Below are 13850 nucleotides of genomic sequence, written 5' to 3' on the forward strand. Positions count from 1 at the left end.
CAGGAACTCCCCACCAAGAGGCCCCTCCAACGCGAGCGCTCTGAGCCCGAACCACCGGCACCGCCGAACAGGAACTCCCCACCAAGAGGCCCCTCCAACGCGAGCGCTCTGAGCCTGACCCGCCGGCACCACCGCGGGCCAACCAAGCCGACGCAAAACCCGAACAGGAACTCCCCACCAAGGCGCCACCCCAACGCGAGCGCTCTGAGCCCGAGCCACCGGCACCACCGCGGGCCAACCAAGCCGACGCAAAACCCGAACAGGAACTCCCCACCAAGGCGCCACCCCAACGAAAGCGCTGTGAGCCTGACCCGCCGGCACCGCCGCGGGTTCTCTCGTGGTGCTCTCGCGAGGAAGGCCCGACGTTGTGTAGGCCGCTACCCGATGTCGGGCCTCCCGGAGCGAGAGCCCGCGAGAGGTTCCGCCACCCGCACCGCCAAGCAACCGGCACCGCCGACCCACTAAGGAACGTGGACCGGGGGGATGTGCTTGGTCCCGATCCGCTTCCGAAACACCCAGTAGGTCCAGCCCTGGTAGACCAGCACGGCCGGGGTCCCGAAGGCGGCCACCCAGCTCACCACGGCCAGCGTGTAGGGGCTGGAGGCCGTTTCGGCCACGGACAGCGACCACTCCGGGTCGAGGGTGGAGGGCAGCACGTTCGGCCACAGCGCGCCGAACAGGGTGACCACTGCTCCGGCCAGCGCGATCCCCTGCAGGGTGAACGCCTGGCCGTCCCGGGATCGGGCCTGGCGTCCCAGGGCGGCGAGCCCGGCCGCGAGGCTGGTCAGCAGGGGGATCCAGGTCCAGCTGGCGCCTTCCCGCAGCTGCGCCACCAGCAGCAGCGCGGCGAGCGGGGCCAGCAGCGGCACTCCCAGGGTCAGCGCGAACCGCTGGGCGCGTGCCCGCACCTCGCCCTCGGTCTTCAGCGCGAGGAAGGCGGCCCCGTGCAGCAGCGAGAACGCGAGCACGGACACGGCCCCGAGGACGTTCGGCCAGGTCAGGATGACCAGCGGGCTGCCCACCCTGTCGCCGTTGGCGTTCAGCGGCAGCCCGAACACGGTCGCCGAGAGCATCAGGCCGACCATCAGCGGGGCGGCCCAGGAGGCCAGCACGATGACCGCGTCCCAGGACTTCCTCCACCGGGCGGTGTCCACTTTGCCCCGGTACTCGAAGGCCACTCCCCTGCCGATGAGCACGATCAGCAGCACGGTCAGCGGGAGGTAGGCGGTGCTGAACAGGGAGGCGTACCAGCCGGGGAAGGCGGCGAACATGGAGCCGCCGGCCACGATCAGCCACACCTCGTTGCCGTCCCAGACGGGGCCGATCGTGTTGATCAGCACGCGACGTTCGGCTTCCCTGCGCCCGAGGATCGGCAGCAGCATGCCGACCCCGAAGTCGAACCCTTCCAGGAAGAGATACCCCAACCAGAGCAGGGCGATAACGCAGAACCAGAAAGCAGGCAGATCCATCAGATCACTCCGGCGGTGGTCGAGCGGGGTGGCGCGGTGGGCGCCCCCGCGGCCGGGCTCCGGCGCGCGCGGCGGTTCCCGGCCGTGCGTGGCGGTGTCGCGGCGGGCCTAGTACGCGAAGGACAGCACATCGGAGTCCTCGTCCGAGTCGGAGTCGTCCCCTCCGCCGTCGGAGTGCTTCGGGGGCATGACCGCTTCGAACCCGCCGCGCGCGTAGCGCACCATCAGGAAGACCTCGACGACGAGCAGCACCGCGTACACCGAGGTCAGCGCGATCAGCGAGGTGAGCATCTCGCCCGGTGCCACCCCGGAGGAGACCGCCTGGGCGGTGTACATCCGCACGCCGTCCACTCCGGACGGGTTCGGGTTGGGGACCACGACGAAGGGCTGCCTGCCCATCTCGGTGAACACCCAGCCGAAGACGTTGGCCAGGAACGGCGTGGCGATCGAGGCCAGCGCCAGCGGTCCCCACCAGCGCCCCGTGGGGAAACGTCCCTTCCGCGTGAACCACAGCACCGCCGCGGCGGACAGCGCCGAGACCGCGCCGAAGCCGATCATGAGGCGGAATCCCCAGTAGGTGACGGGCAGGTTGGGCTGGTAGTCGATCGGTTCGCCCGCGAGCTCGCCCAGCCGGGGGTCGTCCGGGTAGTTCGCGCCGTACTTCTGCTCGTACTCCTGCTGGAGCTGCTGGACGCCCTTGACCTCGGTGCTGAAGTCCCCGTGGGCCAGGTAGGACAGCAGGAAGGGGACGGTGAGGCTCTTGACGCTCTCGCAGTCGGGCTGGCTCACGTCCCCGTAGGCGAACACCGAGAAGCTCGCGGGCTGCTCGGTGTGGCACAGCGCCTCCGCCGAGGCCATCTTCATCGGCTGCTGGGAGAACATCAGCTTGCCCTGCACGTCACCCGAGACGGCCAGTCCGGCGAAGGCCACCAGGGCCACCCAGGCGCCGACCCGCATGGACTTGTGCCAGACCCTGCGGTCCTCGTCGTGCGGCGCACCGGCACGGTCCCGCTTCCACACCTTCCACGCGGCGATGCCGAGCACGAAGGTCCCGGCCACCGCGAAGCAGCCGAAGATCGTGTGCGGGAACGCGGCGAGCAGGGTGCTGTTGGTCAGCACCGCCCAGATGGAGCTCAGCCGCGGTTCCCCGTCGACCAGCTTCACCCCGACCGGGTGCTGCATCCAGGAGTTGGCGGCCAGGATGAAGTAGGCCGAGGCCACCGTGGCCAGCGAGAACGCCCAGGCGCAGGCCAGGTGCACGCGCTTGGACAGCCGGTCCCAGCCGAAGATCCACAGCCCGAGGAAGACCGATTCGACGAAGAAGGCGACGATCCCCTCCATCGCCAGCGGGGCCCCGAAGACGTCGCCGACGAACCTGGAGTACTCGCTCCAGGCCATCCCGAACTGGAACTCCTGCACGATGCCGGTCACCACGCCCATGGCGAAGTTAACCATCATGAGCTTGCCCCAGAACTTGGTCATCTTCAGGTACCGCTCGTTGCCCGTGCGGTACCACGCGGTCTGCATCCCGGCGACGAGAATCGCGAGTCCGATCGTCAACGGGACCATCAGGAAGTGATAGACCGTCGTGATCCCGAACTGCCACCTGGCGATGTCGAGAAGATCCACGGTTCCCAGGCTCCCCGGTGCGGGCGGGGGCGCACAGATTCGTTGGTCCTCTCGTGGGCGGACCGAGGTCCCGCACCCGGCGGGACCATGGTCCCTGCCGCGGGACTCCGCTGGGCTCCCTGCCGGGGCCGCCGTTGGGCCCCAGCTGTGAGCTGGACCGCGTGAACTTCGTTGTACCACCGCGGGCGCCCCGCGTGCCAGGGCTCGCCCGCGGGGTCGACCGCGTCCGGGATCACCACTGCGCGGTCACGCGCAGCTCCCGCATTCCGGGGTGCTCCTGCCCGCCGGGGCCGGTCACCTCCACCCGCACGTGGCGGGCGAGCACCGGCTCGTCCTCCTCGGGATCGAACTCGCTGAAGTGGTGGCCGTCCAGCGAGGTCAGCACCCGGTGCTCGGCCGGGGCCACCTCGGTCCACTGCGGCTCGACCCGCTCCACTCGCCTCGGCCCGTCCAGCTCGACGGTCAGCTCGGCCCGCTGCTGGTCAGCGGTCCACGTGGTGGCCGTGCTGCCGTCCACGGCGGCCTCGGCGTACTTGCCCGGTTCGGATCCGCTGGCGGTGACCGCCCGGCAGCGGGCGAGGTTGTCGGTCGGCTCCAGGTCCGGCCGCCGGGTGTCGATCGTCAGCGGCCCGCTCCCGTCGACCACGTGCTCCCCGTCCGGGGTGCGCACGGTGAACGGCTCACCGTCGCGCAGCCACACCCGCGTGCTGTCCGGTCCGATGCGGATGTCGTAGGTGCGTCCCTGCCACTTCATGCCGGTCAACTCCACGCCGCGCGGGAACTGCGGCGGCAGCGTCGGATCCAGTCGCACCGCGTCGGTCCTCCAGCGCAGCCCGGTCAGGCCGTTCGTGAAGGTCTGCAGGAACCCTCCGTTGCCGGTCAGGAAGTTCAGCGCGGGTGAACCGCCGTCGTCCCCGGCCTGGTCCCCCCGCGCCTCGGAGAACTGGGCGAAGGGCTCGCGGACGAAGGGGCGGATCGAGCGGTTCAGGTAGGTGTTGGTCACGCAGCCGGGCCTGCCGCCCGCGGCGGCGTCGATCGCGTGCACCGCGTCGGTCATCGCCGGACCGTCCGGGTCGGTGCGCTGGGCGTAGTAGTCCAGCGTGTTCCCGGCCCGCTCCTTCGACATCGGCCACTCCAGCGGGTACTGCAACATCACCGCGTCGGCCTGCTTGATCTCGCTTCCGTCGTAGCCCGCGTACTGCAGGAACACCCCCCGCTGCTCGTCGAAGGGGATGCGCAGGCCGTCGGCGATCGTGCTCCACCGTTCGGGGGCCGGTTCGCCGAGCACTTCGGCGGCCCTGGTGGCGTCGCGCAGCGCGGTCGCCGCTCCCGCGTTGGTGAACGCGCCGTCGTCCACCCCGTTGCTGTACTCGTCCGGCCCGGCCACGTCGTTGATCGAGTAGCTGCCGTCGGAGTTGCGCGTCACGCGTCCGGCCCAGTACTCGGCGACGGCGCGCAGCACCGGCCAGCCGTGCTCGCGCAGCCACTTCTCGTCTCCGGTGGCCTGGTAGTGCTGCCAGGTGGCCAGCGCTACGTCGCCCTGCAGGTGGTTCTGGGTCAGGCAGTGCGGCGGGTCCCAGCTGTGGCAGTCGGTGTCGAGGTCGCCGCTGTCGGCGCTGGTCCACGGGTAGAAGGCGCCCCGCTGGCCGATCTCGGCGGCGTTGCGCTCGGCTGCTCCCAGCGTCCGCTCGCGGTAGGCCGGGACGGACTCGGCGATGCGCGGGTGCTGGGCCAGCAGCGCGGGATACATCCACAGCTCGGCGTCCCAGAAGACCAGTCCGGCGTAGTTGTCGCTGCTCAGCCCGGCAGGGGCTATGCTGTTGTCCTGGCCGCGCCGGATGCTGGACAGCAGGGCGTACTTGCTCGAGCGCAGCCACCGCTGCATCTTCGGCCGCCCCGGGGTGCGGATGTCGCTGCGCCACAGCCGTTGCCAGCTGTCCGCGTGCGAGGCGAAGAGCTCCCGCCAGCCGCGCTCGGCCGCCTGCCTGGCCGTGGCCAGGGCCGAGGCCCGGTGGTCCGCGGAGGTCAGCGAGGTGTCCACTCCGACGTACTTGCCGAACTCGTAGCTGCGTCCCCGCCGCGCGCGGAAGCTGATCGACTGCTCGGCGTCGAGGCCGTCGACGCGCTGCCCGCGCGCGGTGGTGCTCGCGCGCACGTCGTCCCCGGGGCGCAGCGTCGAAGCGACCGTGCCGGTCTCGCCGACCTCCTCGGTGCGGAATCCGACGTGGACGGCGCCGTTGGCGGAGCCGCCGCCGGTCGGCCGCATCCGGCGTGCGCCGGCGCCGTCGATCGCGCCCGCAACGGTGGCCGGACCGCTCCAGTGCGGGGTCATGCGCAGCCGCACGGCTCCCGCGTGCGGTTCGGAGCGGTCGGCCACGATCTCGTAGACCAGGTCGGTCTTCCTGCCGTCCTTCGAGGTCCAGGTCAACGAGGTGCGCAGCAGGCCGCAGCGCAGGTTGAGCGACTGCTCGAAGTCGGAGATCCGCTTGCCCGGGGTCTCCGCGCCGTAGGTGCCGGAACCGTTGTCCACGGTCAGCGTGGACCAGGTGGGGATCGCGGCGATGGAGTGCTTGTCCTCGTCGGTCTGCGCGCTCGGGCCGCTGCCGTACAGCCCGCTGACGAAGGCGCCGTCGAACCGCTGGGTCTCCAGCGGGAAGCCGGTCTTGCCTCCGGTGGCCACGTATCCGGTTCCGGTGGGAGGCACCCGCTGGGAGAGGTAGCCGTTGCCGATGAAGGCGTGCCTGGTGTAGGTGGTGTCGAACTCGTCGGTCGACAGCACCCAGCCCGGATCGTGCGGAGAACACCCGTGGCCGTGCCGCGCGGAGGGTGCCGACGGATCGGCCGGTGCGGGCTCCGCCTGCGCCGGAGTCACGGCCGTGGTGATCGCCAGCAGCGCTCCGGTGAGGATCCCGCCCGCTCGTCTCGATGACAGTCCCATTGGTCCACCCCGGTTGGACGTCGCGGTTCGACAGCGGGAAAGCCAACCCGGCCTTTCCGGGGTGAGTCAACATCGAAGGCGCGTGTCCGCGGAATTTCGCCGGAACGGCCTAAGGGGCTTCGCGGTGGTTCCGTCCACATTCACGGCAACTGACGGGGTTTCGTCCCCAACGCGGCGGGGTGGAACAGGCGAGAACTCCTCCACCGACCACGACGGAGCGTGCCGGGCGTCCCTACTCCCCCAGCGCCTCGGCCACCGAGGTACAGCACTGCACCACCAGCGGCCCCACCTCGTCCGGGGAGAGCGGCTCCATGGCCACCACCCCGACGCTGGCCCGCAGCCCGGGAACACCCCGCACCGGGGCGGCCACCCCGTAGGCGCCGGGCTGCAGCTCACCGGTGCTGGTCACCCACTTGGGCCCGTCGGCGGGGAGGTCGACCGCGCGCCCGGCCGCCCCGCGCTGCACCGAGTGCCTGGTGCCCACCCGGTAGGAGATGTGGTAGCTCGTCCAGGATGGTTCGACCACGGCTATCGCCTGCGCCTCGTTGCCGTCGGCCACGGTCAGGTGCACGGTCGCCCCCACTCGCTCCGCCAGCGCGCGCAGCGCGGGCAGGGCTGCGAACCGCAGCTGCGGGACGACCTTGCCCGCCAGCCACAGCACGCCCAGCCCCAGCCGCACCCTGGACCCCTCCCTGCGCACCAGGCCGCGGTTCTGCAGCGGCCCGAGCAGGCGATATACCGCGGCTCGGCTGACCCCGACCCCCGCAGCGAGATCGCTGATCGTGGGAGCCTCGCTGTCCGCGTCGGCCACGGCCTGGAGCAGGTTCAGCCCGCGCTCCAGGGTCAGCGAGCTCTCCTTCGTCGAGGTCGCCCCGGCCGGTTCCCGCTCCGGTTCCGGAGTGGGTTCCCGGTCGGGCCGAGCCGATCCGGTGTTCATCGTGCTACCTCCGAACGGCCGGGAGGATCGTCCCGGCCACGTTGCCGAGCCCGACCACGGAGCCGTGCTCGCCGGGTGCGGTCGCGCTCAGCAGCACCCTGTCCCCGTCCTGCAGGAAGGTCCGCTGCTCGCCGTCCTCGAGCGTGACGGGTTCCGAGCCGCCCCAGGTGAGCTCGAGCAGACACCCCCGCTGGTCGGGGTTCGGCCCCGAGACCGTTCCCGAGGCGAACAGGTCCCCCGGACGAACCGGGCTTCCGTTGACGGTCATGTGGGCGAGCTGCTGCGCGGGCGACCAGTGCATCTCCGCGAACGGGGGCCCGGACAGCAAGGTGTCGTTGCACCGGACCTCCAGCCGCAGGTCGAGGCCCCACGGCTGCTGCTCGACCAGGTAGTCCTGCATCCCGTCGGCCTCCCCCGTGGTGGGGACCCTGGCGTGCTCCAGCGCCTCCAGCGGGGTGATCCACCCCGAGATCGACGTCGCGAACGACTTGGCCAGGAACGGGCCCAACGGCTGGTACTCCCACGCCTGGATGTCGCGGGCCGACCAGTCGTTGACCAGCACGGCACCGAGCACGTGCTCGGCGAAGTCCTCCGTGCCCACCCGGTCGGTCGGTTCTCCCCCGCAGACGAAGCCCACCTCGGCTTCGAAGTCCAACCTGCGGGTCGGCCCGAAAACCGGCTTGGGATCGCCGGAGACCCGGCGTTGACCGTTCGGGCGGGTGACGTCCGTTCCGGAGACGCACACCGTCCCGGAGCGGCCGTGGTAGGCGACCGGCAGGTGCGTCCAGTTCGACAGCAGCGGCTCCGCCTCCCGCCGGAATATCCTCCCGACGTTCTCCGCGTGGTGCTTGGAGGAGTAGAAGTCCGCGAAGTCGGAGACGGTGAACGGCAGCAGCTGGGTGTGCCAGTCGGTGCGCAGCAGCTCGGCACCGGCCGGGGCCCGCTCGGCGTGGACCAGCTCGAGCAGGCGTTCCCGCAGCTCCCGCCACGCCGGACGTCCGGCCGCCAGCAGCGGGTCCAGCGAGGACCCCCCGACGAGCTCGGACAGCCTCGGTCCGAGCTCGTCGGCGATGCCGCGCAGCGGGATGGCGTGCCTGCCGACCCGCACCGCCACCGTCGGGCCCGCCGCCGTTCCCAGCACCCCGTAGGGCAGGGTCTGCGGCCCGAAGGGGTGGTCCGGAGTGAACTCCGGGTCCTCGATCCAGCTCACAGCAGTTCCAACTCGACGAGATCGGACACGGGATCGGTGGGCGAGTTCGCCCCGTAGGAGGCGAACACCCCGCGCACCGCCTTGGCGGCCTCGTCGGAGAAGGACCCCGCCTCCGCCGCGAGCTCCGCCTCGTCGGTGCTGGCGAGCGCCCCGCGCACGTCCTGGCCCGACAGCGCGCGCCCCACGGCCACCAGCAGGTTCAGGAAGCCGTGGTACGGGAACCCGGTCTCCGAGTCGGTGCGGCGCACCGCCCGCGGCATACCCGCGGTCACCTTGAACGGAACGTCCAGCGTGGTGGCCACGGCCAGGAACTCGGCCACCACGTCGACGCTGGGGAAGGACTCGACTGTCTGCCCGCCGGAGCGCAGCTTCGGCCAGCAGCCGAACTCGGCGACCCGGCGCACGCTGTCGAGCCACCCCTCCCCTCGCCGGGGTTCGACCACGCGCACCACGTCCTCGGGAACGAACTCGGAGACGCGTTCCAACCAGATGTCGTCCACGTCCGAGGGGCCGGGCATCTCGACCATTCGGAGCGAGAGCAGTTCGTGGCGGCCCTCGATGATCGAGAGAGCTTTCGGCACCTCTCCGAGTCCGGTGTCGCAGACCAGCGACATCGGAACGGGTTCGGCCGGTTTGGCCTTGGCCAGTTCGGTGATCAGTTCCGGCAGTCGGGAGACTTGGCACAGGATGGGCCCCAGCAGCCCCGCGTACTCACCGTCCCGCGCACGCAGGTGTTCCTCGACCGCCTGAGCGACGGACGCGCCGGCCGGCGAGAACAGTGAGGCGTCGTCGGCCAGGCGTGCGAGCAGCGGCGGAATACCGCGCGGACTGGGAGCGTGGAGTTCAACAGCGCTTGACACGAGTGCCACGCTAATGCCGTGCCGGGTAGTGAACAAAAGTGTCCGTAAAACGAACACCAAATCGGCAGGGCAAACCGGCCCCCGAACTGGGGCGGAAGGCGCCCGCGCGCCTGCCGCACGGCGTGTCGTCGCACCGCAGCGGAGTACTGCGCGCGACGACCGGATGATCGTCCGCGCGGAGGAGGTTCACCGACCGCGGCACCCGACAACTCGACATCGGATCGACCGGAGGTCGGTATGCCGTACTACCGCCAGGTGGGCGAGATCCCCCGAAAGAGGCACACTCAGTTCCGCCGCCCGGACGGTGGGCTGTACGCCGAGGAGCTGATGGGCATCGAGGGCTTCTCCGCCGAGTCGGCGCTGCTCTACCACCGCGGTCTGCCCACGGCCGTGGTCGCCGCGGAGGCCGTGGACGAGCACGGGCGCGACACCTCGCCCAACCTGCCGCTGAAGCCGCGGCACTTCCGCACCGGCGAGCTCGGCTCCACCGGAGACGCGGTGGACTCGGTCGACGCGGTCACCGGGCGCAGGCTGCTGTTCGCCAACGAGGACGTGTCGGTGTGCTTCGCGGTGCCGGACACCACCAGCCCGCTGTACCGCAACGCCGTCGGTGACGAGCTGTGCTACGTGCAGACCGGCTCGGCCCGGGTGGAGACGATCCACGGCGCTCTCGAGGTCGCCGAGGGCGACTACGTGGTGCTGCCCGCCTCGACCACCCACCGATTCGTCCCGCACGCTGGTGAGCAGCTCCGGCTGTACATAGTGGAATCGACCGGGCACATCGCCCCGCCCAAGCGCTACCTGAGCGCCAAGGGACAGTTCCTGGAGCACGCGCCGTACTGCGAGCGGGACCTGCGCGGCCCCGCGGAGCCGCTGCTGCTGGAGGGAAGCGATGTGGACGTGCTCGTCCGGCACCACCACGGCACGACCAGGATGACCTACGCCCACCACCCCTTCGACGTGGTCGGCTGGGACGGCTGCCTCTACCCGTGGGTGTTCAACATCGGCGACTTCGAGCCCATAACCGGCCGGATCCACCAGCCGCCGCCGGTGCACCAGACCTTCGAGGGCCCCAACTTCGTGGTGTGCTCGTTCTGCCCGCGCAAGGTCGACTACCACCCCGACGCCGTGCCGGTCCCGTACAACCACGCCAATGTGGACTCGGACGAGCTGATGTTCTACGTGGGCGGTGACTACGAAGCGCGGAAGGGGTCCGGGATAGGCATCGGTTCCCTGTCACTGCACCCCTCCGGGTGCAGCCACGGCCCCCAGCCCGGTGCGGTGGAGGCCTCGCTCGGTGCCGAGCGGTTCGACGAGACCGCTGTCATGATCGACACCTTCCGCCCGCTGCGCCTGGGCGAAGCGGCCGCTGCCTGCGAGGACCCCTCCTACGCGCGGAGCTGGGCCGGTTCGTGAGGCGACGGCGCTCTGCTCGGCGGGTCGGTTGACCGGCGCGCGAGTCGGCTGAAGCGCTCGCGCGGAGCGGAACCTTCTCCCGGAAGTGCGCAGAGGTCACGGGCAGGAGTTCCCGGTTGGAGATCCCGTCCAACGCAGGTGCTTTGAGCCCAAGCCACCGGCACCGCCGAGCTTGCAATCACCCCGAACGGGTCATTTCCAGATCCACCACTACGAGTTAGGGTTACCTAAGTAGCTCCGTGGATCAGGCCCGCGGCGCGTCCGAGCGCTCGCGTGCGCCGCGGGCGAGGGCAGTGGCTCGTCCGGCACGTTCTCCCCGGAGCGGTTCCGACCAGGCCCGCGCGTCCCCTCGAGAGGTGAGCAATGCACGAGACCGCTCGCAGGCCCGCGACTCCCGGCCCGGCAGAGCGGGCCCGCACCATCGCGAAGCGCGGTGGACGGGCGACCGTACTGCCGTCCGGGGACACCTCCGACCGCGCGCGGCCACTGCTGCACCACGTGCACGCGGACGGCACCGCCGCGCTGCTGCTGCCCGACGAGCACCCGCTGGTGGCCACGGCGTGGCAGAACCCGCGCGGGGAGCTCACGGGCGTGCTCGAGGTGACCGACTCCGCCCCGGTGCGCCTGCGCGAGCCCGTGCGCGGGCTGCTCTGGCTCACCGGCAGGCTGCGGCTCCCCGACCCGGAGACGGCCCACGCCGAGGTGCTGCGCGTGGCCGAGCAGCGGCCCGACCCGCGCCTGCTGGACGCCGGTCACGGCGCCTCGGTGCTGCGGCTGGAGAGCGTCTCGCTGGTGCTGGCCGACGCGGAGAGCACGGACTCGCTGGAGCCGGCCGAGTTCGCCGCGGCCGAGCCAGACCCCTTCTGCCTCCACGAGGACGGGTGGCTGCGCCACCTGGAGCTGTCGCACCGGGACGTGGTGGGGCTGCTCACCCGGTATCTGCCCGTCCGGCTGCGCGGCGGTCACCTGCGTCCGCTGGGGCTGGACCGCTACGGGGTGCGCCTCCGCGTGGAGGCCGCGGACGGGGATCACGACGTGCGCATCGGGTTCTCCCGGCCGGTGGAGGACTCCGAGCAGCTGAGCACCGAGCTGCGCAGGCTGATGGGCTGCCCGTTCCTGGCGGCCCAGCGCTGACTCGCCGGGGAGTCGACGCGCGCGGAACGAGCCGCTTCCTTGGTTAGAGTCCTTCGGGTGAGCACCTCCACTTCGGGGCAGGCGCTGCCCGAACCCCCAGCTACGCGTTCCGGCTCCGTGCTGCGTGACTGGTTCCTCCCGCCGCGCCCCGCCGAACCGGGCGCGGTCACCGCTCGCCGCGAACGTCGTGCACTCGTGGTCGAGCTGGTGATCGTCTTCGCGATCACCCTGGGCATGGCCGGGGTGCAGAGCCTGATCTCGCTGCTGGACGCGCTGCTGCGCCCCGAGGGGCTCGGCGAGCAGGCGGTGGCGATCAACGCCTCGCGCTCGACCCTCGGGCTGCTGGACCTGGCTCAGCAGCTGGTCAACATCCTGCGGCTGTTCTCCTGGGGTGCGCTGGGGGTCTACCTGCTGTGGCGGGGCGGCATCGCGCTGCGCTCGGTGGGGCTGCGCCGGGACCGCCTCGGGGGTGACTGCGCGGGCGGTGCGGGGCTGGCCGCGCTCATCGGCATCCCCGGGCTGGGGTTGTACCTGCTGGCCCACGCGCTCGGCCTGAACCTGTCCGTGCAGCCGTCCACCCTGGGCGAGGCCTGGTGGCGCGCGCCGGTGCTGGTGCTGTCGGCCCTGGGCAACTCCTTCGCCGAGGAGATTCTGGTCGTGGGTTACCTGCTCACCCGGCTGCGTCAGCTCGGGCTCCGCGAGAACGGGGCGCTGTGGCTGTCCGCGGTGCTGCGCGGTTCCTACCACCTCTACCAGGGCTTCGGCGGGTTCGTGGGAAACGTGATCATGGGGTTGGTCTACGGCCGGGTGTGGCAGCGGACCAACCGGCTGTGGGCGCTGGTGGCCGGGCACGCGCTGATCGACGTGGTGGCCTTCCTCGGCTACGCCCTGTTGCGCGGGCGGGTGGGCTGGCTGCCCTGATCGCACAGCAGCGCGCAACGATGTGAAAACCGGCGTGCGCTCGTGTTTAACGATCCTTCGAATTTCGCGCCGGATGCGGTCATTCTCGCTCAACAGCGCTAGGCTGCGGGGCCGTGACCACTCCACACGTGACGAGCGAAGTCGGCCCGCTGCGCACCGTGCTGCTGCACCGCCCCGGCGGGGAGCTCAAGCGGCTCACACCGCGCAACAACGACCAGCTGCTGTTCGACGCCATCCCCTGGGTGGATCGCGCAGAGCAGGAGCACGACGCCTTCGCCGAGGTGCTGCGTGGCAGGGGTGTCGAGGTGCTGCTGCTGGACGAGCTGATCACGGAGGCCCTCTCCGATCCCCGGGCCAGGACGGCCGCGCTGCACAGCGGTGTGGACGAGCGCAGGTTGAGCACCGAGGTGGCCGACACCCTGTGCTCGTATCTGGCCAGTGTGGACGACAGGACGCTGACAACGGCCCTGGTGGCAGGCATGACCTTCGAGGAGCTGCCCGCCGCGGAGGGGCAGTCGCTGGTGCGGCGGATGCACCAGCCGCACGACTTCGCGATCGACCCGTTGCCGAACCTGCTGTTCACCAGGGACTCCTCGGTGTGGATCGGCGACCGGGTGGCGGTGACCTCGCTGGCCATGCCCGCGCGCACCCGCGAGTCGGCGCTGACCGATCTCGTCTACGCCTACCACCCGAGGTTCGCGCAGTCCGTGCGCGCCTACGGTGCGCACTCCGCCCCGGTGGAGGGCGGGGACGTGCTGCTGCTGGCCCCCGGCGTGGTGGCCGTGGGGGTCGGCGAGCGCACCACACCGGCCGGGGCCGAGTCGCTGGCGCGGTCCATGTTCACCGACGGGCTCGCGCACACGGTGCTGGCCGTGCCGATCACGCAGACGCGGGCGTCGATGCACCTGGACACGGTGTGCACCATGGTCGACCGGGACGCGGTGGTGATGTATCCGGCGATCCAGGACCACCTGACCGCCTACGTGCTGCGCTCAGCCGGGGACGGGATCAAGGTGTCCGGTCCGGAACCGTTCCTGCGCGCGGCGGCCGAGGCCATGGAGCTGGAGCGGCTGCGGGTGATCGACACCGGGCTGGACCCGGTGACGGCCGAGCGGGAGCAGTGGGAGGACGGCAACAACACCCTCGCGGTCTCGCCGGGCACGGTGGTGGCCTACGAGCGCAACGTGGAGACCAACGCGCGGCTGGAGGAGGCGGGCATCGAGGTGCTGCGCATCAGCGGCTCCGAGCTGGGCTCCGGGCGCGGCGGGCCGCGCTGCATGTCCTCCCCGGTGGTGCGGGACGGGCTGGACTAGCCACGTGCCCCGCCCGGCTCGAG

The 13850-nt window shown here is 71.2% G+C and carries 10 protein-coding genes; 4 read left to right on the top strand and 6 right to left on the bottom strand.

Annotation, left to right across the window (positions count from 1 at the left end):
- Nucleotides 1–461: 461 nt before the first annotated feature.
- From cydB to G9Q41_RS17425, 6 genes are all read right to left on the bottom strand, one after another.
- A complete protein-coding gene (gene cydB, locus G9Q41_RS17400; protein WP_165632990.1) occupies nucleotides 462–1469 on the bottom strand; it encodes a cytochrome d ubiquinol oxidase subunit II in 1008 nt (335 codons plus the stop codon).
- Between the two features lie 108 nt (nucleotides 1470–1577).
- On the bottom strand, nucleotides 1578–3098 hold the full coding sequence (locus G9Q41_RS17405) for a cytochrome ubiquinol oxidase subunit I (protein ID WP_092524907.1): 1521 nt from the start codon (nucleotides 3096–3098) through the stop codon (nucleotides 1578–1580).
- A gap of 232 nt (nucleotides 3099–3330) precedes the next feature.
- A complete protein-coding gene (locus tag G9Q41_RS17410) occupies nucleotides 3331–6036 on the bottom strand; it encodes a glycosyl hydrolase family 65 protein (RefSeq protein WP_207631129.1) in 2706 nt (901 codons plus the stop codon).
- Between the two features lie 232 nt (nucleotides 6037–6268).
- Nucleotides 6269–6973 carry a helix-turn-helix domain-containing protein gene (locus tag G9Q41_RS17415; RefSeq protein WP_175455113.1) on the bottom strand — a complete coding sequence of 235 codons (705 nt, stop codon included), beginning with the start codon at nucleotides 6971–6973 and terminating at the stop codon, nucleotides 6269–6271.
- Nucleotides 6974–6977: 4 nt separating this feature from the next.
- Nucleotides 6978–8183: a fumarylacetoacetate hydrolase family protein gene (locus tag G9Q41_RS17420; protein WP_165632991.1), complete on the bottom strand. Its 1206-nt coding sequence runs from the start codon at nucleotides 8181–8183 to the stop codon at nucleotides 6978–6980.
- Nucleotides 8180–9043 carry a hypothetical protein gene (locus tag G9Q41_RS17425; protein WP_217637878.1) on the bottom strand — a complete coding sequence of 288 codons (864 nt, stop codon included), beginning with the start codon at nucleotides 9041–9043 and terminating at the stop codon, nucleotides 8180–8182. Before G9Q41_RS17425 ends, G9Q41_RS17420 begins: the two co-directional genes overlap by 4 nt.
- Nucleotides 9044–9280: 237 nt before the next feature.
- On the opposite strand from G9Q41_RS17425, the gene G9Q41_RS17430 reads away from it, so the two are divergent.
- From G9Q41_RS17430 to G9Q41_RS17445, 4 genes are all read left to right on the top strand, one after another.
- Complete coding sequence (locus G9Q41_RS17430; RefSeq protein WP_165632992.1) at nucleotides 9281–10459, top strand: homogentisate 1,2-dioxygenase domain-containing protein; 1179 nt, start codon at nucleotides 9281–9283, stop codon at nucleotides 10457–10459.
- 363 nt (nucleotides 10460–10822) lie between these two features.
- Complete coding sequence (locus tag G9Q41_RS17435) at nucleotides 10823–11593, top strand: DUF2470 domain-containing protein (protein WP_092524913.1); 771 nt, start codon at nucleotides 10823–10825, stop codon at nucleotides 11591–11593.
- A gap of 120 nt (nucleotides 11594–11713) precedes the next feature.
- Nucleotides 11714–12514, top strand: a complete 801-nt coding sequence (locus G9Q41_RS17440) for a CPBP family intramembrane glutamic endopeptidase (protein ID WP_165633114.1) — start codon at nucleotides 11714–11716, stop codon at nucleotides 12512–12514.
- A 128-nt stretch (nucleotides 12515–12642) separates the two neighbouring features.
- Entirely contained in the window at nucleotides 12643–13827 is a 1185-nt protein-coding gene (locus G9Q41_RS17445; RefSeq protein ID WP_165633115.1) for an arginine deiminase, read from the top strand.
- The last annotated feature ends 23 nt before the right edge of the window (nucleotides 13828–13850 follow it).

This window comes from Actinopolyspora sp. BKK2, from assembly GCF_011291845.1.
In the GTDB taxonomy this organism is placed as follows: domain Bacteria; phylum Actinomycetota; class Actinomycetes; order Mycobacteriales; family Pseudonocardiaceae; genus Actinopolyspora; species Actinopolyspora saharensis.